The sequence below is a fragment of the Sediminibacillus halophilus genome (genome assembly GCF_900103695.1).
Classification (GTDB): domain Bacteria; phylum Bacillota; class Bacilli; order Bacillales; family Amphibacillaceae; genus Sediminibacillus; species Sediminibacillus halophilus.
In genome coordinates this window covers 241247-266308 of sequence record NZ_FNHF01000002.1, presented here as the reverse complement: position 1 = coordinate 266308, position 25062 = coordinate 241247, and the positions used below count along the sequence as shown (strand labels likewise).

The 25062-nt window shown below is 45.7% G+C and carries 23 protein-coding genes, 1 tRNA gene and 3 riboswitches; of the genes, 12 read left to right on the top strand and 12 right to left on the bottom strand.

From position 1 onward, the window contains the following. Positions 1-82 precede the first annotated feature (82 nt). From BLR82_RS08315 to BLR82_RS08305, 3 genes are all read left to right on the top strand, one after another. Positions 83-652 carry a DNA-3-methyladenine glycosylase I gene (locus BLR82_RS08315; RefSeq protein WP_074598549.1) on the top strand — a complete coding sequence of 190 codons (570 nt, stop codon included), beginning with the start codon at positions 83-85 and terminating at the stop codon, positions 650-652. Positions 653-756: 104 nt separating this feature from the next. Then, positions 757-1752: a signal peptide peptidase SppA gene (gene sppA / locus BLR82_RS08310; protein ID WP_074598548.1), complete on the top strand. Its 996-nt coding sequence runs from the start codon at positions 757-759 to the stop codon at positions 1750-1752. Between the two features lie 12 nt (positions 1753-1764). Next, positions 1765-2244 (top strand): RDD family protein, encoded by a 480-nt coding sequence (locus BLR82_RS08305; RefSeq protein ID WP_139186922.1) that lies wholly within the window; start codon positions 1765-1767, stop codon positions 2242-2244. 450 nt (positions 2245-2694) lie between these two features. Here the strand turns inward: BLR82_RS08305 and clpP are convergent, their stop codons facing one another. The 12 genes from clpP to BLR82_RS08240 form a co-directional block, all read right to left on the bottom strand. After that, positions 2695-3282: an ATP-dependent Clp endopeptidase proteolytic subunit ClpP gene (clpP, locus tag BLR82_RS08300; protein ID WP_026772301.1), complete on the bottom strand. Its 588-nt coding sequence runs from the start codon at positions 3280-3282 to the stop codon at positions 2695-2697. Positions 3283-3510: 228 nt separating this feature from the next. Further along, entirely contained in the window at positions 3511-4113 is a 603-nt protein-coding gene (locus BLR82_RS08295; RefSeq protein ID WP_074598547.1) for a response regulator, read from the bottom strand. Beyond that, a complete protein-coding gene (locus BLR82_RS08290) occupies positions 4094-5479 on the bottom strand; it encodes a sensor histidine kinase (RefSeq protein ID WP_074598546.1) in 1386 nt (461 codons plus the stop codon). Before BLR82_RS08290 ends, BLR82_RS08295 begins: the two co-directional genes overlap by 20 nt. 20 nt (positions 5480-5499) lie before the next feature. Further along, entirely contained in the window at positions 5500-6093 is a 594-nt protein-coding gene (locus BLR82_RS08285) for a DUF6305 family protein (protein ID WP_074598545.1), read from the bottom strand. A gap of 124 nt (positions 6094-6217) precedes the next feature. Continuing rightward, positions 6218-7132 (bottom strand): nickel transporter permease, encoded by a 915-nt coding sequence (nikC, locus tag BLR82_RS08280; protein ID WP_074598544.1) that lies wholly within the window; start codon positions 7130-7132, stop codon positions 6218-6220. Between the two features lie 20 nt (positions 7133-7152). Further along, entirely contained in the window at positions 7153-8157 is a 1005-nt protein-coding gene (locus BLR82_RS08275) for an ABC transporter permease (RefSeq protein ID WP_074598543.1), read from the bottom strand. 101 nt (positions 8158-8258) lie between these two features. Further along, complete coding sequence (locus tag BLR82_RS08270; protein ID WP_074598542.1) at positions 8259-9899, bottom strand: ABC transporter substrate-binding protein; 1641 nt, start codon at positions 9897-9899, stop codon at positions 8259-8261. 41 nt (positions 9900-9940) lie between these two features. Next, complete coding sequence (locus BLR82_RS08265; RefSeq protein ID WP_074598541.1) at positions 9941-10927, bottom strand: ABC transporter ATP-binding protein; 987 nt, start codon at positions 10925-10927, stop codon at positions 9941-9943. Continuing rightward, positions 10924-11925 (bottom strand): ABC transporter ATP-binding protein, encoded by a 1002-nt coding sequence (locus tag BLR82_RS08260; RefSeq protein ID WP_074598540.1) that lies wholly within the window; start codon positions 11923-11925, stop codon positions 10924-10926. Before BLR82_RS08260 ends, BLR82_RS08265 begins: the two co-directional genes overlap by 4 nt. 703 nt (positions 11926-12628) lie before the next feature. After that, positions 12629-12704, bottom strand: a tRNA-Arg gene (locus tag BLR82_RS08250). Positions 12705-12829: 125 nt separating this feature from the next. Beyond that, entirely contained in the window at positions 12830-13012 is a 183-nt protein-coding gene (locus BLR82_RS08245) for an aspartyl-phosphate phosphatase Spo0E family protein (protein WP_139186921.1), read from the bottom strand. 113 nt (positions 13013-13125) lie between these two features. Further along, positions 13126-13950: a manganese catalase gene (locus BLR82_RS08240; protein WP_074598538.1), complete on the bottom strand. Its 825-nt coding sequence runs from the start codon at positions 13948-13950 to the stop codon at positions 13126-13128. A gap of 233 nt (positions 13951-14183) precedes the next feature. Next, positions 14184-14291, top strand: a riboswitch (SAM riboswitch). Positions 14292-14475: 184 nt separating this feature from the next. Here BLR82_RS08240 and metX point away from each other — a divergent pair. The 9 genes from metX to BLR82_RS21020 all read left to right on the top strand — a co-directional run bounded on the left by metX (position 14476) and on the right by BLR82_RS21020 (position 25053). After that, entirely contained in the window at positions 14476-15561 is a 1086-nt protein-coding gene (gene metX / locus BLR82_RS08235; RefSeq protein WP_074598537.1) for a homoserine O-acetyltransferase MetX, read from the top strand. Positions 15562-15591: 30 nt separating this feature from the next. Continuing rightward, positions 15592-15701: riboswitch (SAM riboswitch) on the top strand. Between the two features lie 87 nt (positions 15702-15788). Further along, positions 15789-17573, top strand: coding sequence for a PLP-dependent aspartate aminotransferase family protein (locus BLR82_RS08230; RefSeq protein WP_074599050.1), 1785 nt, complete (start codon positions 15789-15791; stop codon positions 17571-17573). A 28-nt stretch (positions 17574-17601) separates the two neighbouring features. After that, the gene (locus tag BLR82_RS08225; RefSeq protein ID WP_083334771.1) at positions 17602-18606 is read left to right on the top strand and encodes an aliphatic sulfonate ABC transporter substrate-binding protein; all 1005 of its coding nucleotides are present in this window, start codon (positions 17602-17604) and stop codon (positions 18604-18606) included. 24 nt (positions 18607-18630) lie between these two features. Next, entirely contained in the window at positions 18631-19476 is an 846-nt protein-coding gene (locus tag BLR82_RS08220; RefSeq protein ID WP_074598536.1) for an ABC transporter permease, read from the top strand. Positions 19477-19488: 12 nt separating this feature from the next. Next, on the top strand, positions 19489-20223 hold the full coding sequence (locus tag BLR82_RS08215; RefSeq protein WP_074598535.1) for an ABC transporter ATP-binding protein: 735 nt from the start codon (positions 19489-19491) through the stop codon (positions 20221-20223). Positions 20224-20252: 29 nt separating this feature from the next. Continuing rightward, on the top strand, positions 20253-21935 hold the full coding sequence (acsA, locus tag BLR82_RS08210) for an acetate--CoA ligase (RefSeq protein ID WP_074598534.1): 1683 nt from the start codon (positions 20253-20255) through the stop codon (positions 21933-21935). A 28-nt stretch (positions 21936-21963) separates the two neighbouring features. Continuing rightward, entirely contained in the window at positions 21964-23190 is a 1227-nt protein-coding gene (locus tag BLR82_RS08205) for a homoserine dehydrogenase (RefSeq protein ID WP_074598533.1), read from the top strand. Positions 23191-23563: 373 nt separating this feature from the next. Beyond that, positions 23564-23648: riboswitch (cyclic di-GMP riboswitch) on the top strand. A gap of 63 nt (positions 23649-23711) precedes the next feature. Then, positions 23712-24209, top strand: coding sequence for a hypothetical protein (locus tag BLR82_RS08200; protein WP_074598532.1), 498 nt, complete (start codon positions 23712-23714; stop codon positions 24207-24209). Positions 24210-24228: 19 nt separating this feature from the next. Continuing rightward, positions 24229-25053: a DUF5667 domain-containing protein gene (locus BLR82_RS21020; protein WP_175486780.1), complete on the top strand. Its 825-nt coding sequence runs from the start codon at positions 24229-24231 to the stop codon at positions 25051-25053. Positions 25054-25062: the final 9 nt, after the last annotated feature.

Genomic DNA, 25062 nt, shown 5'->3' with positions numbered 1-25062 from the left:
CTACCGGACGTATTACAGTAATGGACTAGGTTTTTCGTCCACATATGTATGCAAACAAGATCTAAAAAAGGTGGGAAAACGGATGAGTGGACAAAAGATATGTCCCTGGGCTGAATCAAGCGTATTGATGAAACAGTATCATGATCAGGAATGGGGAATTCCAAGTAAGGATAATACGTACTTATTTGAAATGCTCAATCTAGAAGGCGCACAAGCCGGTTTGTCCTGGAGCACAATCCTGAACAAACGGGAAGGTTACCGTCAGGCTTTTCATCACTTTGATATCGATAAGTGTGCAGCTATGCCAGAGGATGAGTTGGAAAAAATTCTATCAACGGGAGAGGTGGTCCGGCATCGGCTGAAAATAAATGCAGTCCGAAAAAACGCTGTGGCAGCACAGCTGGTGGCAAAGGAATATGGGAGTTTTTCCACTTATATTTGGCAGTTTAGTGAGCAAAAGCAAATAGTGAACCATTGGAAAGAAGCCGGACAAGTTCCTGCCCAGAATGAGATGTCGGTTGTCATTAGCAAAGACATGAAAAAACGTGGCTTTACTTTCGTCGGTCCTGTTATTATTTATTCCTTTTTGCAGGCTATCGGAGTGTATGACGATCATCTTACTACCTGTCCTTGTCACACCAATAACCGTTAATCTGTTTCTGTAAAAGAATAATCGGCTGCACTAGATTGTTGGCAGCATTTACGATACTATTTTAAGGGGAAAACAGAAAGAAGCCGACAGAGGAGGATTTAATGATGAATGGAAAACGTTGGCTGGCACTGCTTATAGCGGCAGGTTTGTTTTTAATTTCGATTGGCGTTCAGTTCGCAACTAGTCTGGCATCAACGAACTTTGAGAATGTCTTCGGTCAGCAGGATGAATTATTTAATGAAACGGTGGTGGAAAGTGGGAATAGCGGCAATAAGATCGCCGTACTACCGCTAGAAGGAGTGATTCAGGATACCGGTTCTGGCTCGTTACTGAATAATTCAGGGTACAACCACCAAAACTTTTTGCGGATGCTTGAAAAGGCAGGAGAGGACAAAAGCATTGATGGCATAATTCTCCGCGTGAACACTCCTGGCGGTGGGGTCGTCGAAAGTGCCGAAATCCACGATAAGATTGTAGAAATCCAGGAAAATACTGATAAGCCAGTATATGTATCAATGGGTAACACGGCTGCTTCAGGCGGCTATTACGTATCAGCCCCCGCCGATAAAATTATCGCCAATGCGGCGACTTTGACAGGATCGATTGGTGTGATTATGGAAAGCATCAATTATGCTGAACTGGCGGAAGAATACGGAATAGACTTTAATACGATAAAAAGTGGAAAATATAAGGACATTATGTCCGGTTCCCGACCGATGACGGAAGATGAAGAAGCCATTCTCCAGACGATGGTCGACGAACTGTATGATGAATTTGTTCAAGTCATTGTCGATGGCCGAGGAATAGAAGAGGCTACGGTTCGTGAGCTGGGAGATGGCAGAGTGTATACTGGCAAGCAAGCCTTGGATAACCAGTTGATTGATGGGCTTGGCACGCTAGATGATACGATAGCGATGATGGAAGAGGATAATGAATTGGGAGAAGCACAAGTAGTTCAGTATGAGACCGGTTTTCATTTTGACCAGCTGCTTGGAATGACTGCAAAAAGTTTCTTCGGTTCGGATATGAAATTGGCTGGCCTTCGGGAATTAATCAGGGAGTCAGACGCTCCTCGGGCCATGTATCTGTATTCAAGATAGGGGGTGCTGTAGATGAGCTATCAAGATCAAAACATACAACCGGTTGAACACTCAACACAAGCCATGTTGAAAAGACGGTATGCAGGATTTTGGATGAGATTTTGGGCATACATAACGGACTTGCTCGTAGTATTTAGTGTCAACGGCATCCTGCTTAGTCCTTTTCACTTTATCAATGGGGGCCAGCAACTCGATGTTGGCTTCTGGACAGTGACCGGGATATTGGGCTCGATTGTTTTTTATGTGTATTTTCTTTTGATGACCAAGTTCTTTGGACAGACGCTCGGAAAGATGCTGTTTGGCCTTCGGGTGATACGGGAAGATGACCGTTCGTTGACCTGGGGTGATCTGTTGTTTCGTGAGGTGGTCGGAAGATTTATCCATAGAGTAATGTTTTTCACCCCTGTACTCTATGCAGTCGTCGCCTTCACAAACCAAAAGCAAGGAGTACACGACCTATTTGCAAGCACCCGTGTCATTCATACGGAATAACATTTAGCAGGCTGTCTTGAAACTGAGACAGCCTGCTGATTTTCCGGAAAATCTTTTCAAGCTATCGGCCGTTCACCTCTGTTTTGCAAGATGTTGTTGTTTACACAGGGGAAGCACTGTGAATGAGTAGACGTCTACTCAACTTATTGGGTGGTAAGTGCTTCTCCTCGCTACGACATAGCTTCGGTGAGTCATCCTAACCTTCTAGATTAATTGAGTTGGAGTGCGGCACTGCGGAAAGCGGAGTATGGTGCCGAACCGTTTGTTAACACTCTTTTTGAATAGGCAATGGAATTTCCCGTTACAGTTACTATCAGTTTGCATTTTTACAAAGACAGCCGATTAAAAAGAAAAAACCGGACGATTTCGAATCCTTAGGATTTCGGATTATCGTCCGGTTCTTGTTTTGGGCACTATGTTTTGTCCCGGTCTCTTTGTTTCACCGTTTTATTAGTCAGGCTTTTTTTCCATTACTTTGTCAATCAGACCGTACTCGACCGCCTTGGAAGCTTCCATGAAGTTATCACGGTCGGTATCACGCTCGATCACTTCCAATGGTTGACCAGTACGCTCAGAAAGAATGTGGTTCAGCTTACTACGCATTTCAATAATTCTTCTGGCATGGATTTCGATATCCGCTGCCTGGCCTTGTGTACCACCAAGCGGCTGATGGATCATGACCTCACTGTTAGGAAGGGCATAACGCTTGCCAGGCTCACCGGCAGCCAGAAGGAAGGCACCCATAGAAGCCGCCATTCCGATACAGATGGTAGAAACATTTGGTTTGATGAACTGCATGGTATCATAAATTGCCATGCCGGCCGTGATTGAACCACCTGGCGAATTGATGTAAAGCGAGATGTCTTTATCCGGATCTTCAGCAGCAAGGAAAAGCAGCTGTGCGACGATGGTATTGGACACATTGTCATCGATTCCGCTTCCAAGCATGATAATGCGGTCTTTTAACAGACGGGAATAAATATCATATGCACGTTCTCCACGGTTTGTTTGTTCAATTACTGTAGGTATTAAATTCATTGGATAGTTCCTCCTTTTTTAGTTCTTTCATCCTTATGATGAATGACTAATTTCATCTTACTCTAATAGGTCAATAAAGGTCAAACAAAAAACACTTTACATATGTAAGAAGTGTTCGACCTTTTTTGCCGGTTGAAAAAACCGAATGCATCGGCAATCACAGTAAGAATTTTGGTCTATAACCATCGTTCCCTGATTTTTGATAAATAAACTTAACAAGTCGGCTGTTTACGTTATTTTATACTTGTTTTTTGGCCTTCCCTTGCTGCCATATTGGGATAGGACCGTAATATCCCCACGCTCGGCCAGATAATTCAAATAACGGTGGACCGTTTGATAGGCAACGGGCAAACCGGCTTGTATTTCTGAAATCGTCAATGGCCGTTCCTGCTGGTAAAGAAAATGCTTGATAGTCCTCAATGTTTCCGCCTTGATGCCTTTTTCTACAAAAACATCTTTTTGCCCAGCCGTCAACTTGCCGACCTTCATGTTAAGGCGGATGCGCGATAGTAAGTCAGGGGCTTTTATCGGCTTCAAAGCAAAATCGGTGGCGCCTGCCTGGAGAAATTGATCGGCAATTTCATGGCGCTCATCAACCGTTAAAATAATAATCGGAACGGAATCATCCAATTCACGGATAGCTTTTGTCGTTTTCAAGCCGTCCCAATCCGGCATATGGTAATCGATCAGCACAAGGGAGGGTTCCACTTTTTGAAAAAGCTCCACGCCGGATTTTCCGGTAGAAGCCTCACAAGCCTCCCATTCGACAAAAGAACAAATTTCTTTGATAGTAAAACGAATATCTTCGTTATCATCGATAATCAATATCATAGTGGGCCCCTCCTTGCTCGGAAGAAACCGGCAGGTAAATGTCCATTTGTGTATGACTACCGGGGGTACTTGTAACGAAAATAGTGCCGTGATGATTTTCGACCACCCGCTTCACAAAGGATAAGCCGATTCCTGAAGAATCTTTCGTGCTAAAGCCTTCCTTCCATATTTCCTGCATAAGCTCCTCCTTGATCCCTGGGCCATTGTCTTTGATTTGAAAACGGATCGTATCATTCACTTGTTTGACATTGATCTGGATAAATCCTGCTTTTCCTTCAAAAGAAATGATTGCATTTTCCAGAAGATTGGCAATCGCTCTTGCAAAACGAATTTTATTGACATGGATACAGGGCAGGTCTTCCTGCACTTCCATTTCGAGACGGATTTTTTGATCATCCAGCGTTAAATGACTGATTACATATCGAAGAAATTCATCTACATGGATCTCTTTTTTTGTGTTCTCATAAAGAATTTCCGAAATCATTTCATTCATCTTTTCAATCGAATGATCGACGCGTGTTAAATAATCCTTTAGTTTTTTATCTTTCGATTTTTCATATTTCATTTCGATTAGGGAGATCAATCCCCTTACAGAAACCAGTGGAGTTTTTAAGTCATGGACAAGTGAATGGATTTCCTCGTACACCTTTGATTCTGTTAACGCGTAACGGGTTTCCTTGAGTTCCTTTTCTTGTACTTGGAACCTTTTCAGTGTGGTTATTTGCATGTTGAATAAATGGACCAGCAGCGTGAAGATAACGGCAATAAGAAAAAAGATTGCGAACAGGACAAAGTAAAGCGCTGTAAATAATTGATCCTCGGTGATAAAACTGTCGGCAGTTTTCAAACTGACCGCCAAATCATCTGCTCCAAAGCTCCATTGAGATAGCAGGGGAATCAGATTTAAGCATTGCATAGCGGTGATTAAAAAAAATAAAATGACTGCAAACGTTAAATAATAATATCTTTGTTTGGTAATATAGGTGTTTAAAGTCAAGAGCAGACCCAATGATAAAAAATGCGGTGCGTAGGAGGATGATTCTCCATAAAACTGATTGGTCAAAAAGACAACAGTTATGGTGGCACCAATATAAAGGAAAGAAAAAGCAGTACTGTCTGTCTTGGCTAAGGCACTGACAATTAGCAAGGTGCTGAAATAGATCAAAAAATAAAGGAAGCCGTTTCTGGATATGTAGGCGAACGAGGCGATCAGCAGTTGCCCGCTATCCATGATGTCCATGCTTTCCTGCAGTCTGTCTATGATGAAAGAAACCCATTCTGCAGACAGACTAGGGAAAAATAATCCATAGGTTAATAAAAAAATTCCAATCAGCCCAGGAATGGTATTATTCTTGTATTCTGCCATGTTTCCCCCTTCCTTCTCCGCTAACGGAATGCCGAATTCAGTGGTGTATGAAGGTCTTCCAAATCTTTGACAAGTGTTACAGGAACATTGGCGGCATCCATTAATTCGATAATTTCTGTGGAGCTGCCGATAGATTTCAAACCTAGAAAATAATCAGCATACGGAGCAGTAGCTTTTAACAACTCAACAGTTTGTTTATCCTCTCGTTTGGCACCGGCCACATGCAGGATGATGACCGGTAATCCCCTTAATTCCGCTTCATTAAGCAATTGCTTGGTCCTGTCCATTTCTTCTGTAAATGTCCTGTTTCGGTATTGCAGCCCATAGGGACTACTACCGACGATGATGACGAGCGTCCGATAATCGTAAAGGTCCGATGCCAAAGCACGTGGCCGGTAGTCCCCCTCGAGATGTAAGTCTTCTGCGATTTTGGCCAACAGCAGATTCTCGGGCGCCTGCCCTGCGGAGGTGAACAAAATACTTTCTTCACCAATCGGTGCTGGTAAATTCGGATAAGAATTGAAAGAATTCGTTGTATCCTGACCGCCGAAAGGAGAGGCAGCCAGCAGGAAACCAATGACTAAACAACCGATGACAGCGCTTGATTTTTTCATGACTGAACCTCCAGTATCCAACAAAACAAGGTAAAGCCAGTCCAGGCTTTACCTTTAGTTTACACGATTTCGTGACTCGATGGACATCAAATTTAGACATCCATGATACTTGCCCTTAGAACTCTTATTGTTTAAGTCGTGGATCCAATGCGTCACGCAAACCGTCGCCGAATAAGTTGAAGCCTAGGACAACCAGGAAGATGGCCAATCCAGGAAAGGCGACCACCCAGGGGGCAGTCTGTAATGCTGCTCTCCCATCGCTGAGCATGGCGCCCCATTCCGGTGAAGGAGGTTGCGCACCCAGACCTAGAAAGCTAAGACCTGCGGCATCAAGAATTGCTGTCCCAATGCTTAGCGTGGCCTGGACGATGATTGGCGCAAGACAATTCGGCAAAACATGCTGGAACAGTATCCGGTTGTTTTTAGCTCCGATTGCTCTTGCTGCTTCAATATATTCCGTTTCTTTCACGGATAAAACAGTGGAACGGACGATCCTGGCGAACTGCGGGACGCCTACAATGCCGATGGCGATCATCGCATTTGTTAAGCTTGCCCCCAACACTGCGACTAACGCGATGGCCAGCAGGATGCTTGGAAACGCCATCAGGATGTCAATCACGCGCATGATAATCTGGTCTATCCATCGGCCGAAATATCCGGCGATCCCGCCGAGCAAAATCCCTATTACTGCTGATATCCCGACTGCAATCAAACCGATTTGGATGGAAATACGTGTCCCATATACGATTCGGCTATAAATATCTCTTCCCAGCTCATCTGTACCGAGCCAGTGATCGCCGGAAGGAGCGAGGTAGCGGTCAAGCAATTGCTGATCTGTTGGATCGTGGGTAGCCACAACGGGCGCCATTGCTGCCACGACGAGCAAAAGCAAAATGATAAGCAGGCCGATAAAGGAAGTCTTGCTTCTTATCAATCTGCTAAAAGCATCGAGCCACAGACTGGAGGACTTGGGTGTCGCCGTTGTTTTCTGTTCCGGCACTTCCGGTGGTGTCGGGGAGGTTTGTGGTATTGCTGCCATCTTAACATTCACATCCTTTCTTAATCGTAGCTGATCCTCGGATCAAAGTATTTGTACAATAGATCGGTGATCAAATTTACTAGAACAAAAATAACCGCGATAATGAGGATGGAACTTTGGACAACCGGATAGTCCCTTCCCATCACTGCAAGGTAAACATAGCGGCCGATGCCTGGCCAGGAAAAGATGGTTTCGGTCAGTACTGCTCCACCGAGCAAGAGGCCGAATTGCAGCCCGATGACGGTAAGTACCGGAAGAAACGCATTTTTCAGTGCATGCTGGAAAACAATCAGGTGACGGGCGAGGCCCTTTGCGCTTGCCGTTCGTATGTAATCCTGTTTCATTACTTCCAGCATGCTGGATCTTGTCATCCTCGCGATGATCGCCATCGGTATAGTTCCAAGTGCAATTCCAGGCATCAACAAATGGGAAAATACATCTTTAAATGCTGCCCAGTTTCCGGTAATCAAGCTATCCAGTAAATAGAAATTGGTGATGGTATGAAGTTCAATGTCGTTCGACATTCTCCCGGAAGCAGGCAATATATTCAGTTTGACGGAAAATAGCCAAATCATCATCAAACCAAGCCAGAAAATCGGCAGTGACACACCGAACAATGCTCCGCTCATACTAAGATTGTCGAACCAGGAGTACTGTTTGACAGCAGCAATTACTCCTGCCAGTATCCCGACAACCATGGCCAAAATCATGGCAAACACCGTCAATTCCACCGTAGCAGGAAGTCTGCTAGCAATTTCGACGCTTATTTCTTCTTGGGACTTTACTGATTCACCCAAATCCCCTCGAAGGATTTTTCCTACAAAACGGCCATATTGGACGACATAAGGATCATTCAATCCCAGTTCCTCCCTAAGCTGTTCCAACTGGGATTCCGTCGATTTCTCCCCAAGCATGCTCCTTGCCGGATCGCCTGGTATCAAATGGATCAGCGAGAAGGTCAGAATCGACACCCCGAGAAGCACCGGGATCAGCATGACCAATCTTCGTAATATATATTTGAGCATCACTTTTCCTCCTTTCCGTAACATGGGTAAAGCGGGGTGAAAACAGAAGTTACTCTGGCTGCAGCCAAAGTAACTTCTGGACAAGATTCATATAAGACGGATTAGCGACTGATATCCAAGAAGTTGAACGGTTCGCTTCCAGTTGGATGCGGAAGGTAATCGACTACATCCTTGCTGGCTGCAAGCGGTGGTGTCGTATGGGCGATCGGGAACCATGGCGCATCCTCATGGATGATTTCCTGTGCTTCCATATACAGCTCCGATCGTTTTTCCTGATCCATTTCTGTCTGTGCTGCTTTTAACAAGTCGTGTACTTCATCGCTTTTGTAAAAAGCAACGTTTCCTGCAGAGCCCATTTTGGCATTGTCTTTATCAAGCAATACATACAAGAAGTTGTCTGGGTCGCCGTTGTCCCCGGTCCAGCCAAGGAAGGCCATATCGTGTTCGCCGTTTTCTGTGGCAGCCAGATGGGTATCCCAGTCGTTTTCTACGATTTCCACTTCAATATTTACTTCTGCAAGCATTTCCTGGATTGCCTGTGCTGTGACCTTCGGTTGTGGCAAGTATGGTCGTGGATTGGCCATGGAATAAAGCGTCACTTTGAATCCATCGGCATAGCCTGCTTCAGCTAACAGTTTTTTGGCCTCTTCAATGTCATAACCATAGTCTTCGATTTCATCATTGTAACCCCAAAGGGAAGGCGGCATCGGATTTTTGGCAGCTTTTCCTACCCCTTCAAAAAGAGTCAGCAATTTTTCTTTATCGATGGCCAGGTTGATGGCCTGACGAACTTCTTTGTTGCCCATTGGGCCGTCTTGGTCCGTGTTCATTGCCATATAACTTACGTTCATCGACGGCCTGCGGATGATTTGCAGATTCTCATCGGACTCCGCTTGTTCAATATCCTGTGGGTTCAGTCCGTTCATAACATCGATGGATCCGGACTGTAGCTCCATGAAACGGGCGCCATTATCAGGAATCGTCCGGAAAATGACTTTGTCGACCTTAGCCGGCTCATCGAAATAGTCATCGTTTTTAACAACCGTGATGCTGTCGTCTTTCACCCATTCTTCAAAAACAAACGGACCTGTACCAACCGGGTTTTTAAAGTAGTCTTCTCCATACTCCTCGATTGCTTCAGGACTTGCGATACCGAATGGCGGCATGGCAAGTGTGTAAAGGAATGGGGCATTCGGTTCGGTTAAGGTGAATTTTACTTCGTAGTCACCAGTTGCCTCGACCTTATCAATGATGCCTTTCAAGTTGTCTTCTGTCGCACCGAACATGTAGCCATAGTAAATGAAGTCAGCAGATGTAGCCCAGCGTTCAAAGTTGAACACGACATCTTCTGCAGTAAAATCACTGCCATCATGGAATGTCACATCGTCTCGCAGTTGGAATGTCCAAACCAATCCATCTTCGCTTGTTTCCCACTCTGTAGCAAGAGAAGGCCTTACCTCGGTGCTGTCCTCTTTGTAACGGACCAGTGTATCGTACAACTGGTTGGTCACATAAATAGATTCACCATCGGTAATTTTCGAAGGATCCAGTTGAACGGAGTCGGCACCGCGTCCGAAAACAAGCGTTTTTTCGCCATCGTCACCGCTTTCTGTGTCGTCACTGGCTTCAGCTGTGTCGTCCCCGGTATCCTCTGACCCGGCTTCGTCACTGCTGCAACCGCTGGCAATTAATACAACGAATAACAACATGCCAAAAAAAGTCCATATTACTTTCTTGTTCATTTTTATCCCCCTTAAAATTTTTTATAGAATTGACGCTGGAGTCAGTACTCAAGCGCCACTTCTTTCACAAAATGACAAGCAGCCTGCTGACCTTCCGGAGAAACTTGTTTAAGCACCGGATTTACTTTGCGGCAGATTTCCTCTGCATACGGACACCTGGTGTGGAACTTGCAACCCTCAGGCGGGTTGGAAGGAGAAGGAAGGTCGCCCTTAATGGTGATTCGTTCCCGGGATATTTTCGGGTCCGCTTCCGGGATGGCTGACAGCAATGCCTGGGTATACGGGTGCTTTGGATTAGCATAAAGTTCTTCGACATCGCCGATTTCGACGATTTGTCCGAGATACATGACCGCGACACGGTCACTGATATGATGTACGACACTGAGGTCGTGGGCGATAAATAGGTAGGTCAATTGGAATTCCTCTTGCAGTTCTTCCATCAAGTTGATTACCTGCGCCTGAATGGATACATCAAGAGCCGAAACAGGTTCATCGCAGATCACCAATTCGGGATCAAGGGCCAGTGAACGGGCTATTCCTACGCGCTGCCGTTGGCCGCCGCTGAATTCATGCGGATAGCGTTGTTTATGGTAGGAACTGAGCCCGACGACCTCGAGCAGTCGATCAAGCTTCTGCCTTCGTTCTACTTTCGGCATCCCAAAGATTTTCATTGGTTCGGTAATAATTTGTTCTATTGTCTTCCTTGGATTGAGAGATGCGTAGGGATCCTGGAAGATCAATTGCATGTCGCGCCTTAGCTTTCTGAGTTTTTCGCCGTGATAACCAGTGATATCTTCTCCTTTGAAGCGGATTTGCCCGGAAGTGGGTTCTAACAGTTTTAAAATCGCCCGTCCGGTAGTCGATTTGCCGCATCCACTTTCTCCTACAAGTCCCAATGTCTCCCCTTTGTTGACATGGAAGGAAACACCGTCTACGGCCTTGACAGCTCTGTCTTGTTTTTCGAATAAACTGCTCCCTTTTATCGGAAAGTGTTTCTTGAGATTGTTTACTTCCAATAAGGTACTCATTCCGACACCACCTTTTCTGCATCTTCTTCATATAACAGGCATCGGACATGGTGATTTGCGGCTTGCTCTGTCCATGCTGGGTCATGGCTCAAACAGCTTTCCATTGCATGACTGCACCGTGGTGCAAAGCTGCATCCTCCCGGAAGTGCCCGTAAATCAGGAGGAAGCCCTTCAATAGCGGCCAATTTTTCTTGTTTGGATGCAATTCGAGGAATGGAATTCATTAATCCTACCGTGTAGGGATGCTTTGGCAGTTCAAACAAGGTATTCTTTTCTGTGTATTCGACAGGTTTTCCGGCGTACATGACCATGACCCTGTCGCAAACTTCTGCCACCACGCCGAGGTCGTGGGTGATCATGATAATGGCCATTCCCAGTTCTTTTTGCAGTCTGGCCAGTAAGTCTAATATTTGTGCCTGGATGGTAACATCAAGGGCAGTAGTCGGCTCATCGGCAATCAAGACCTCGGGGTTGCATGCCAGCGCCATGGCGATCATTACCCGCTGTCGCATCCCGCCGCTAAATTCGTGCGGATAGTTTTTCAAGCGGCCCCGTGCTTCTGGAATTCCGACTAGATCAAGTAGTTCGACGGCTCGCTCTTTTGCCTGTTTTTTGTTCATTCTTTCATGGACCAAAATTGTTTCAACCATCTGCTTTTCCACGGTGAATACGGGATTAAGAGAAGTCATCGGATCTTGGAAAATCATCGAAATTTCTTTACCACGGATTTTCCGCATTTGCTTTTCCGATTTTTTTAGCAAATCTTCCCCTTTAAACAAAATTTCGCCATCGACTATTTTTCCGGGAGGGGAAGGGATCAAATTCATGATCGACATGGCGGTGATACTTTTCCCGGATCCGGATTCTCCGACAATTCCAAGTGTCTCACCGGGACTGATGGCGAATGAAACACCATCGACAGCTTTAACAACGCCAGCTTTGGTGAAAAAGTGGGTATGTAATTGATTGACTTCCAAAATAGGTGTTTTGGAATTCATGCTCGACCTCCTTACTGGTTGAGGGTGTTTTCTTCGATGATCCGAAAATATAGTGGATGTTTAACAAATCGGACTTTTCTGAATTATCTACTTATTATACATACTATGACGGGCTTGTGGAGTTTTTCTCATTTTTCTCATAAAAAGTATATGACAGAGTGGAAAAGAGAGGGTGTTGGGAGGGGGAGGCAAGAAGGAGGAGAGGATGAGCATTGAGACTATCAATCAGTGTTTTTAAAAGCCGAACCATTTTGAGAGGGGAGTAGAGCAGGTTGATGAAGTGTTTTTTACTAGTATTTTAGCGTTGGCTCTATCTTCATAGAGCGGATGAAGATGTTACTGCTATGTTTTATCGTAGAAACGCACTTAGGGGGAATGAAATGATTTTGTCAGCATTACAGCGTGGAATCACTCTTCACAGCCTTATGAAATTATTTTGGTTGGTTTTCTATCATCGATTTTCTCTTCATTGTCCTTTTCCGTCTCGATTCAAACTTACTATCGGATTTGCGTCCTTTTTGCAAACATCGAAGACTACTGAAATTTCATTGAATCAGCAAGAAGAATTGGGAGGAGAAGCGACAAGGTCCTCGCAACAAGAAGTAATCACAGGGGGAGAGACAAAAAAGCATCACATAAACACTCAAAACAAAAAGGACGACCTTCAAGTCACAAATAACTTAAAAGGCCGTCCCTCTGGATACGCGCTCGGAGGGATTCGAACCCCCGACAGACGTGGTACCGGAAACCACCGCTCTATCCGACTGAGCTACGAGCGCAAAATAATAGGGTTGTTCGTTGCTGATATTCAGCGCCGACTGACAACGACTATTATACGTCATATAATTTTTGAATGCAAGAGGTAAAATACAACCTATTGAACAGACAGCGAGAACCAAACGAATTATTGCTGTCGTTTTTGCTGCTCAAGCTGATTGATGGCTTCGTCCAGCGTTTGGGATATTTGCAGCACTTCTTGTCCACTTGGATCTTTATTATATGCTTCATACATTTTATGTCGCAATGCTTCGATTTTTTCTTCCAGTTCCCGCAAATAAATCATAATTCCCTCCAAGAAAAGTGTCACGATATGTACTTCCCTGGATTAATAAGAAAAAAACAACCAATAAATAGACAACGATAAGTCAACAGAAAAAATAGACCTGTGCACCAAGTCATGCACAGGTCTATTTCACTTGTTTATTTGTCTAGGGGAGGTGTTGAATGTACATATGGAGGAGCTGGTTTCAGTTCTGGTTTTCCTCCAAAGCCTACCGGTTCGCTTTCATATTGAAAGTCATGGCCATCAGGCGCATTGCCAGAAGCCCAAATACCGCGGGCACTATCCTCTCCTTCAGAGAAGTTATACAGTTTATGGGAGAAATCCATTGCTTCCCATTCAGCCGGCACAGTGGTAGGAGTGATTTTGCCGCCCTCTTTTTCTTCTAATTCCTGCAGGGCTGCCATCCATTGGTTTTGATGCATGGTATCTCTGGCCAGCAGGAAGGAAAGCATGTCTTTGACACCGCGATCCTCCGTTAATTCATATAGACGGGCGACCTGCAACCTTCCTTGCGATTCTGCGTTAAGATTGGCACGCATGTCTGCCATCAAGTTGCCACTGGCAATGATATATCCAGCACTCCATGGTACGCCGGCACTGTTTTCCGGAGTGGCTCCGAGACCGGAAACAATCGCGTGATGTGGGTTCATACCGCCCATAATCGCACCGATCACAGGATCTTTGGCCGCTTTTTCCTGTTCATTGATTGGCGCTCCATCCAGTAAACGTGCAACCATGGTGGCGATCATTTCAACGTGGCCAAGTTCTTCTGCACCAGTGTCCATGATCAAGTCTTTATACTTTTCATTTCCGCGCGTGTTGAAGCCTTGGAATAAATACTGCATCGCTACGGACATCTCACCGAATTGTCCACCTAAAATTTCCTGTAGCTGTTTGGCAAAGAGTGGATCGGATTTTTCTGGTTTTGCATGATACTGAAGTTCTTTTCTGTGAAAAAACAAGTGAAAAACCACCTTTTTAAGTAATTTTATCTGTGTTCTTCTGACTTCGATATCGCTGACGGGCCCGTCCTTTCGCGACAGTTAACATCTTCCCGCAGGATACGAGGAATAAACGGTTTATTCTTATTTTTTCTTAATAATGATTTTAAAAAATGAATTAGGCAGAAAACCTGTTGACACGTTTGCTGCTACATGCTAGAATTTTGTTTACAATCAAAACGGAATATTGCGAATACTTATCCAGAGAGGTGGAGGGACTGGCCCGATGAAACCCGGCAACCTTTAAGCCACGGCTTAAAAAGGTGCTAATTCCTGCTGAGCGAAAGCTTGGAAGATAAGGAGTGAATTGATAACCAATGCCTCTCTATCTTCTGGAGAGGCATTTTTTTATGTCTTCCTGGACAGTTAACTGGGAGACAGACAACTGCAAAAAGTAATAAAAAATGTCCATATGGATTCGCTGTTGCGGATGGATTGAGAAATGATCAAATCAATTGAAAAAAAGAAAGGTGGTGGATCTGTCGCATGGAAGTGAAGACAGCTGTTGAAAGGAAGACCGGTACCGTCAATATAGGAGAACTCGAGTTGGAATCCGGCACCGTGATCCAAGAGGTGGAACTTGCCTACGAACGGGTTGGATTGACCGACGCACCGGCCATCCTTGTCTGTCATGCATTGACGGGCAGCCAACACGCAGTTGGTGAAAAGGAGATGCCAGGCTATTGGGCAGACATGATCACCCCTGGCGGCTATATCGATAGTGATCGGTTCCAAATCATATCATTCAACGTACTGGGCGGCTGCAATGGTTCGACAGGACCGCTTAGTATCGATCCCCGGACAGAGGAAGCCTACCAGGCGAAGTTTCCGTTTATAACGGTACGCGATATGGTCTGCGCCCAACAGATTGCACTTGAAAAATTGGGTATCGACCATTTGGCTGCTGTTATAGGCGGGTCGCTCGGCGGGATGCAGGTTCTGGAGTGGGGAGTGATGTACCCTGACAAAATGGACCGTTTGCTCCCATTGGCTGTCACACCATACTTGACTGACTATGCGATTGCATTTAACAATATTGCAAGGCTGGCCATTCTACGTGATCCGAATTGGAACAATGGCAATTATACCGAAGGCACCATACCGGAGAGTGGATTGAGTCTTGCGCGTATGGTGGGGATGATCACATACCGGTCGGGAGACTTGTTCAATGAGCGTTTTTCAAGAAAACAGCGCGCCCCTGCCGGGAACTTTCATGATGAAATTGCCTATGAAATCGAATCTTACCTTGATTACCAGGGGAAAAAGCTGACCAAACGTTTTGATGCCAACAGTTATCTGTATTTGTTGAAGGCAATGGATACGCATGATATCGGCCGTGGACGGGGCGGTTGGCAACAGGCCGCTTCCCGGATTGAAGCACCGGTAACAGCACTCGGATACAGCGGTGATTTGCTGTTTCCGCCGGGTTCGCTGGAACAGTTTATCCACCAGCTGAGACAGAACGGGAAAGAGGGAAAATATACCTTGATTGATACCAGTTTCGGACATGACGGTTTTCTGGTTGAATTTGAAAAATGGGGAAGCATCATCAAATCGGAATTGGAACATTGATACGCAAAGGAAATGACAATTTGATACGAACTCTTATCCAGAGAGGCTGAGGGACTGGCCCGATGAAGCCCGGCAACCTTCAAGTCGATTGTGACTTGAAAGGTGCTAATTCCTGCAGGAGAAATCCTGGCAGATAAGAGGAGAGATTGTTAGAACAGTCCTCTTCTTATGAAGAGGACTTTTTATTTTGGCTGATAAAAAAAGTTATTTTACGGGAGGAAAAAAACATGGCAAATACTTACGATTTAGAAACGTTATCACTTCACGGCGGCCAATCGCCAGATCCAACGACAGGGTCGCGTGCTGTCCCTATCTATCAAACTACTTCTTATGTATTTCACGATACAGAACACGCTGAGCGCTTGTTCGCCCTTGATGAACCGGGGAATATTTATTCTCGTTTGGGCAACCCAACAGTCGACGTTTTTGAAAAGCGCTTGGCTTTATTGGAGGAAGGGGTGGCGGCAGTAGGTGTATCTTCCGGAATGGCAGCCATCACGCTATCCATACTTAATTTGGCGAGTGCCGGGGATGAAATCGTAGCTGCCACCAACTTGTACGGCGGTACATACAATTTGTTCTCGACCACCCTGCCACGTTACGGCATCAAGGTAAACTTTGTCGATCCAACCGAACCAGAAAACTTCCGCGAAGCAATTACCGATAAAACCAAAGCAGTGTATGGTGAAATCATCGGAAATCCCAGCCTGCACGTGCTCGATGTTGAAAAAGTCGCGGAAATCGCACACGAACATGGTGTGCCATTGATTATTGACAATACGTTTGCCACCCCGCATGTGTGCAAGCCGATCACACTTGGAGCGGATATTGTCGTTCACTCGGCAACCAAATGGATCGGTGGACACGGTACTTCGATTGGCGGAGTCATCGTCGATGGTGGGAGATTCAATTGGAATTCGGAAAAATACCCACAGTTTACCGAACCTGATCCAAGCTACAATGGCATTCGTTATGCCGTGGATTTCGGGACATTGGCGTTCAGCACCAAAGTAAGGGTGCAGCTGCTACGTGATTTCGGAGCTTCGCTCAGTCCGTTCAACGCCTTTTTACTGCTGCAGGGACTGGAGACATTACATTTACGCGTCGAAAGACATAACCAGAATGCGCTGGAGCTTGCCCGCTACTTAAAGGACCATCCAGCCGTAGAATGGGTATCCTATCCAGGGTTGGAGGGCCACCCATCCCACCAGCAGGCAAGTGAAACCTTGCAGCATGGTTACGGATCGATCGTTAACTTTGGCATCAAGGGCGGCAAAGAGGCAGGCCGCAAGTTAATCAACAACGTGGCTTTATGGTCGCATTTAGCCAATGTCGGAGACGCCAAATCGTTGATCATCCATCCGGCATCTACCACCCACCAGCAGCTGTCACCGGAGAAATTGGAAGCAACGGGAGTCAAAGCAGAGTTGGTCCGGTTATCGGTAGGGATCGAGTCTGTGAGAGACTTGATCAATGATCTGGATGCGGCCTTGGCGAAAGCGACGGGGCAACAAAAGGAGAGCGGCCCGCAAATTGTCATCAACGATGAGGGAGTTATCCGTTGGGCATTGCAGTCCCCGACAGAACGGGTCGAAACTGACGGAAAAGAGAGTCAGCGTCAAAAAACACTGGCGATTGTCGGACTGAGCGGTAAAGAGGCTAGACCTAGTCATCGACTAGCCAGAAAAATGCAGCGGCTTGGCTATAAAATCATTCCGGTGAACCCAAGGGAAACAGAAATTCTAGGAGAGAAGGCATACCCCGACTTAAAAAGCATTCCGGAACCGATCGACATCGTCCAAGTATTCAGAAGTCCAGAAGCGGCAATAGGGATTGCCCGGGAGGCAGCGGAAGTACGGCCGAAAATTTTCTGGCTTCAAGAGGGAGTGGTTTCAGACGAAGCTGCCGAAATAGCCCGAAATGCTGGACTCCAGGTTGTCCATAACCGTTGTACGTACAAGGAAGCGCAACGCTTGCGTGGAACAATAACGACTTATGCATGTGAAATATAAAACCATACAGAAGACAAGGAGGATATCGATGAATCGCATCCCATTGATAGATATAAGAAGTTTTTTGGCTCTGACAGCTTTGACGGTAATTATTATTGTTACTTCCGGTTGTTCCTCGAGCGCAAGTTCAGAAGGAGCGCCAGATAAAATCCGGCTTGACTATGCGTACTATTCACCGACCAGCCTGGTGTTGAAAAAGTTCGGCTGGGCTGAAGAGGAGTTTGAAGAAGAAGGCATCGATATTGAATGGGCATTAAGCCAAGGGAGCAACAAAGCCCTGGAATTTTTGAACAGTGACAGCGTCGATTTTGGATCGACTGCCGGCGCTGCGGCGTTGATGTCCAAAGCAAATGGAGCACCGATCAAGAATGTGTACATTTATTCAAAACCGGAATGGACTGCCTTGGTTACTGCGAAAGACTCAGGGATTACAAGTCTCGAGGACTTGAAGGGCAAAAAGGTAGCCGCCACGCTGGGAACCGATCCCTATATTTTCCTGCTGCGCGCTTTGGAAGCTGAAGGTGTTCCGGCAGAGGATGTGGAAATCGTCAATCTGCAGCACGGCGATGGAGCATCCGCCCTGACATCCGGGCAGGTGGATGCATGGGCTGGGCTTGACCCGCATATGGCTCGTTTGGAACTCGAATCGGATGCAGCGCTTTTTTATCGGAATCCTGACTTTAATACGTACGGTTTCCTGAATGTCCGTGAGGAGTTTGCAGAAAAACATCCTGACTACGTTGACCGTGTGATCAAGGTCTACGAAAAAGCGAGGAAATGGGTCCAGGAGAACCCGGGGGAAGCTGCCGAGTTATTGGCTGAAGAAGCAGAGATCAAAGAGGAAGTGGCGGTCAAGCAACTGGAAAGAAACGATTTTTCTGAGCCTGTTCCCGGTGAAACACAAAGGGACGCTTTGATTGAGGCAGGAAAAGTACTGCAGGGAAGCGAGACGATTGATCCGGAAGCCAATATTGAAGAATTGACAGACGAACTAATCGATCCATCTTTCGCGGAAGAGACAATATCGGAATAAATAAATCGGAGAGGAGGATCAGTTATGGCTAAAAATCAAAGCGAAGTGAGCGGCGTCTTTACAGCAAGAGGCAAGAGAAAGCCATTAGCGGCTAAACTAAAAAATCCGTTCACCCATCCCTTTTTATTGGGAAGTATATTTCCCCTTTTGTTGGTGGTTGTATGGGAAGCGTTAAGCCGTTTGGAAGTCTTTCCCGCCTACCAGCTTCCTGCTCCGTCCGTTATTTTAGGTACGATTGTCGGGATGGCGGAAGACGGCACGCTTTGGGGACATGTCGGTATTACCAGCTACCGGGTGTTTATGGGATTTCTGCTTGGAACAGCAGCAGCGGTCGTACTCGGTTCATTGGTCGGATTTTATAAGCATGCGGAGGCATTGTTTGATCCGCTTATCCAGGCCTTTCGTTCAATCCCATCCCTTGCCTGGGTTCCGTTGTTTATTTTATGGATGGGAATCGGCGAGCCATCGAAAATTGCCATGATTGCAGTCGGTGTCTTTTTTCCGGTCTATTTAAATATTGTCAGTGGTATAGGTGGCGTCGACCGAAAGTTAATCGAGGTAGGGAAAATGTATGGGTTGAACACATTTCAGCTGGTAAGAAGGATCATTCTTCCGGCATCATTGCCTTCTTTTTTGGTCGGACTGCGCAGCGGCCTCGGGTTGGGATGGATGTTTGTTGTGGCAGCAGAGCTGATGGGCGCGAGCCAGGGACTTGGGTATTTACTGGTCGTCGGTCAGAACACTCTTGCGCCGGAAACGATCATAGCGAGTATTGTCTTGTTCGCAGTGATCGGAAAACTGTCGGATTGGATATTGAAAATACTGGAGATCCGGACCTTGCACTGGCAAGATCGGGCTGCAAAATCGTAAGGAGGGAAAGCGATGAGTCTGCAATTAGAGAGAGTCGGAAGGAAGTTTGCAGGAAAAGCAGCTGTCCAGGATGTTTCCTTCCGTGCGGAACCAGGTGAAATTATCGGCCTTCTCGGAACGAGCGGCTGCGGCAAAAGCACACTGCTGCGTGCCATATCCGGACTGGACACCGAATATGACGGCGTGATTGAAATCAATGATGAAAAAGTGGACGGCATACAGAAAACGACTGGTTTTATGTTCCAGGAACCTCGTCTGCTGCCCTGGTTGAATGTACTCGATAATGTCACTTTCGGCTTGGAGGGGAATAGAGAGGAAAAGCAAAACAAGGCAGGCCGTTACTTGCAAAGTGTCGGACTTGCCGGCAGTGAAAAATTGTATCCGAAACAACTTTCAGGTGGGATGGCCCAGCGGGTGGCAATTGCACGAGCACTGGCGACGTCGCCGGAAATTTTGTTGCTGGATGAGCCATTCAGCGCTCTCGATGCGTTTACCAAAATGCAGCTGCAGGATTTGCTGCTTGAAGTGTGGAGAAGTTTTCAGTCGACAATGGTGCTGGTAACCCATGATGTGGATGAAGCTGCTTATTTATGCGACCGGATCATTGTACTGCGGGGCCAACCGGGCAAGGTGGAGCGTGAAATCACGATTTCCGAACCGAGACCGAGAGAAAGAGGAAGCAGCGAGCAGGCTGCTTATAAGGCGGAAATACTTGCCAGCTTGGATTTAACAACAGAGACAGCTTGACCAAGCTGGATACATAGAGGAGGTTCAGCATGACAGGGAATAATGTGAAAATGATTGAGGCCGATAAAGGCGTACACAACTTAACGGACTATCGTCGTGTGGCTGCGGAATTCTCATGGGAACAAGCCGCAGTTCAGCTAAATCTTTCCAAAACCGGAAAATGGAATGCGGCCTATGAAACGATCGATTGTCACGTTGCAGAGGGATATGGAAACAAGACTGCTTTGTATTTTGTCCAGGACGAATACAAAGAGAGCTATACGTTCGCAGAGGTAAAAGAAAAAACAGATCATTATGCACGGGTATTGAAGGAACAGGGGGTCAGCAAAGGAGATCGCGTGTTTGTTTTCCTTCCGAAAACCCCTGCTTGTTATTTTTCCATACTGGCCATCATTAAGATTGGGGCTATTGCCGGTCCGTTGTTCGAAGCATTTATGGAAGAGGCCGTAAAAGACAGGATCAATGACTGCAGTGGAACTTTTTTGATTACGGACAAGGAACTTGTCCGCCGTGTACCTCAATCAGAGATGCCCAGTTTAAAGACTGTATTGCTGGTCGATCAAATCGAAGCAGCCAAACCGGGGGTCGTGACGGAAGAAGAACTGGTCGAATGGGTCGATCCGGAGGACGGTATGTTGATTCATTACACAAGCGGATCGACAGGAAAGCCAAAGGGTGTGTTGCATGCGCACAGGGCTGTCGTCCATCACTTTCAATCCGGCCATTGGGTATTGGATATCCAAGAGGACGACGTATATTGGTGTACCTCCCATCCCGGCTGGGTTACAGGCAGTGTGTATGGTTTGTTCGCACCATGGCTGAACCGGGCGGCAGTTGTCATTCAGGCCGGCCGGTTTCGGGCGGAAACCTGGTATAAAATCATCGAGGAATTCGGCGTCACTATTTGGTACAGTGCCCCCACTGCTTTCCGTATGCTGATGGCGCAGGGAGATTTATATAACCAATATAATCTGAAGTCGTTGCGGCACATTTTAAGCGTCGGGGAACCGTTGAATCCTGAAGTCATCAACTGGGCGTGGGATAACTTATCACTGAGGATCCATGATACGTGGTGGATGACCGAAACGGGCGGCCATTTGATTGTCAATCTTCCGTCTGAACCGATTAAGCCTGGATCGATGGGACGGCCATTCCCTGGAATTACGGTCGGTATATTGGACGAAAGCGGGGAGGAACTTCCCGCAGGATCAATTGGCCAGCTTGCCATACGTACCCCATGGCCGGGCCTGATGAAAGAAATCTGGGGCAACCGTGATAAATTTTCCTCCTATTTTTTATATGAGGGCTGGTATGTGTCCGGTGATTTGGCTGTACAGGATGAGGATGGCTATATCTTTTTCCAAGGCAGAAGCGATGACATGATCAATTCAGCGGGTGAGCGAATCGGTCCGTTCGAAGTGGAAAGCAAGTTGATTGAACATCCTGCTGTAGCAGAAGCGGGAGTGATCGGCAAGCCGGACCCGCTCCGCGGCGAACTGGTAAAAGCATTCATTACCTTGCGTTCCGGTTACGTTGAAACACCAGAACTGCTGGAGGCCTTGCGCGTTTTTGTTAAAGAGCATTTGGCAGCACATGCTGCTCCACGGGAAATAGAAGTAGTTGCAGAACTGCCAAAAACAAAAATAAGCGGAAAAATCTTGCGCAGGGAACTAAAGCAGCGGGAGCTCGACAAGGTTAGTGCAACCTCATAACACAGCTTGAAGGAACAGGAGGAAAAGTATGACGACAATCAAAGTGGCTTTGCTCGGCTTTGGAACAGTAGGCAGCAGTGTTTATCAGACTATCCAAACACGACAAAGCAAGTTCGAAAGATTAATAGGAAGAAAAGTGGAAATCGTCGGGGTGTTGATCCAGGACGAAACAAAACAACGTGATATCGCCGATGGTATTTTGGTAACCTCTTCCTTCGAAGAACTGATCAACATCTGTGAAATCGACGTAATCATCGAAGCGATAAACGGCATTGAACCTGGAGCCGGTTATTTGCAGAGCGCTTTGGAAAGAGGAATTCATGTGGTGACAGCCAATAAAGAACTCCTTGCTCACGAAGGGAAAACATTACGGCGAACCGCTGATAAGGGACACGCTCAACTGAAATATGAAGCAGCGGTGGCGGGGGGTGTCCCGATAATAGGGACACTGCAGCAACTGTTGCAAGTGAATAACATTTCCAATGTTGAAGCCGTTTTAAATGGGACATCCAATTATATCTTGACCGAAATTGCAGAAAACAAGGTAAGCTTTCAAGAAGCATTAAACGCTGCTCAAAAGCTAGGGTATGCTGAAGCAGACCCTCGGAATGACGTGGATGGATGGGATGCCTTTTATAAGCTGATGATTTTAAGCGATTTATTGCTTGGGAATCAGCCTGACTGGACGAAGGTGACAAGGCGCGGAATACGCAACATCACGCTTGCTGACATTCAGGCTGTCGAAACTGCCGGTTGGAGAATCAAGCATATTGCCAGTCTCCAGGTCAATGAAGGAAAGGCACAGCTTCGAGTCGAGCCGATGGCGGTGTCAGAAGGACATCCACTGTATGATGTAGCAGGAGTAGATAATGCTGTTTCCATCGAAGGTGATCTTGCCGGTAACATAAAACTCCATGGGCCAGGGGCCGGTGCATTGCCTACTGCCAGTGCTATCTTAGAAGATTTCGTCCAGTTATATAAGGAGTCAGACAACCGACAAACAATTAGTGAAACGGCATTCTCTAAGGAAGATTTCAATCGATTGCAGGATTGGCTGATCACAGCTTCACCCATACCGCATACTGCCGCTGTTAAGCAGCGTTGGAGTGGCAAGCAAGCTAATAGCAACACCTACCTTGTTTCCGCTGCTGCAGAAGAGTTGGAGAACTTGCTGCAGGAAGGCAGGATCAACAACTTTTTTAGATTGGCAGGATCTGGTCGGAAGATACAGGATACGGTTCCGGTTCTGACTTGAGTGGTTGTTTATTGGCATTTATAACATTGACTTTACCAGGCGAAAGTAAGTATAAAATAATGAAAAAGCTCTTGGGTAGTGGATAATATGATTGATATTATCCACTATTTTTTTTGGCATTGCTCTATAAGAAGGTTGTAGAGAGACTATTATATTTTGTTATCGACGCATACTAAGCAACAAGTAAAGAAGTATTTTTTAGGAGTGTTTGGTTTCCTAGATTCCTGAACATAAGATTAAGAATTTATCATTAGTCGAATAAAAAAGAATATATGTCCAAGATTGTCCTTTTCAAAAAGGGTGGCACACATCCGCCAGAAAATTTCTTCATCCCCCCAAAATTTCAAACAAGCGTTACGTATAGATAAGTGAATAGAGAGAAAGGCAAAATCATTGAAAAATGATGACGCAAAGCTAAAGGGGCTAAGGGAATTTTTCTACGCCAGCCAGCTACCGTCGAAAACAATGCTTTAAAACTCTCTTCTAACTAGTGTCTAAAGGATAAGGACGGGGGTGATAGGATGAAATCCAGGATTGGCTTAATGTTATTATTTTTAATGTTTTTACTGGTATTGGGAGCTTGCCAAAATGGTGGAAACGCTCAAGAAAGCACCGAACAAGAACAGGAAGAAAAGAACTATCTATATGAAAGCGAAACAGTGAAGGTTACTGAAACATCAGGGTGGTCAAAGCACGACAGCCCAAGTAACGATGGCGAAGAAAATATTTTGTTTCAGAATGATAATGTGAAGGCCATTTTGACACTTGTATCAGATGAAAAATCATTAGATGAAATCAAAAATGAATTGAAATCATCGTTTGGAAATACCGAGGCAATTGAGGAAAATGAGAAATATCTTTCCTTAAAATCGAATCGAAAAGAAAGTGTTCGGACAGACATTTATTTGGATAGCGGAGATGAACAAACAGGAATTTTAATTTTTATGACTCCTTTTGAAGAATATGAAAAAAATCAAGCGGTGATAGAGGAATTTAAAAAGAATGTACAATTTTATTAAGAAAAAAGGTGGAATAACAATGAAGAAAACAATCGTATCTAGTACGTTAGGCTTGCTTTTATTATTTGCAGGGAATGTTTATGCAGCTGAAGATGAAACAGCTGTCGATCCAAATTCTGAACTCTATGATACTTCTCGTGTAATAGAGGAAGCAGAATATGAGCTAACTGAAGAAAATAGTGAAAAGGCACTTCTTCAAGATGAATATGCCGATGATCGTTTAAATGAAGCGGAAGTGTCCCTTGATAAAGGTGATGAAGCAAACGCAGAAGAGTTACTGGAAGATTACGAAGAACATGTGAAACAGGCTGAAGAGGATATGGAGGCAGCAAAAGAAAATGGAGAAGACATATCTACAGTAGAAGAAACATTAGTTGAAAACAGTCAAAAGCGTTCAGAAAACCTAAGAGCCCTTTTAGAGCGTGAAGATCTTCCGGAAGAAGCAAAGGCAGGCATTGCGAAGGCCTTAGAGAATCAACAAAAGGCCGAGCAAAATTACCTAGCAGCCCGAAAGAAAGCTGAAGAAGCCCAAGAAGTAGCACAAGAGGAAGCTCAAGAAGAGACACAAGAGAAAGAACAAGAGAAGGCTCAAGAGAAACAAGAAAAAGCACAAGAGAAAGCACAAGAGAAACAAGAAAAAGCACAAGAGAAAGCTCAAGAGAAACAAGAAAAAGCACAAGAGAAAGCTCAAGCGCAACAAGAAAAAGCACAAGAGAAAGCTCAAGCGCAACAAGAAAAAGCACAAGAGAAAGCTCAAGCGCAACAAGAAAAGGCACAAGAGAAACAAGAAAAAGCGCAAGAGAAAGCTTCAGAGCAACAGGGAAGAGCATCAGGCAGACCATAACAACTGAGG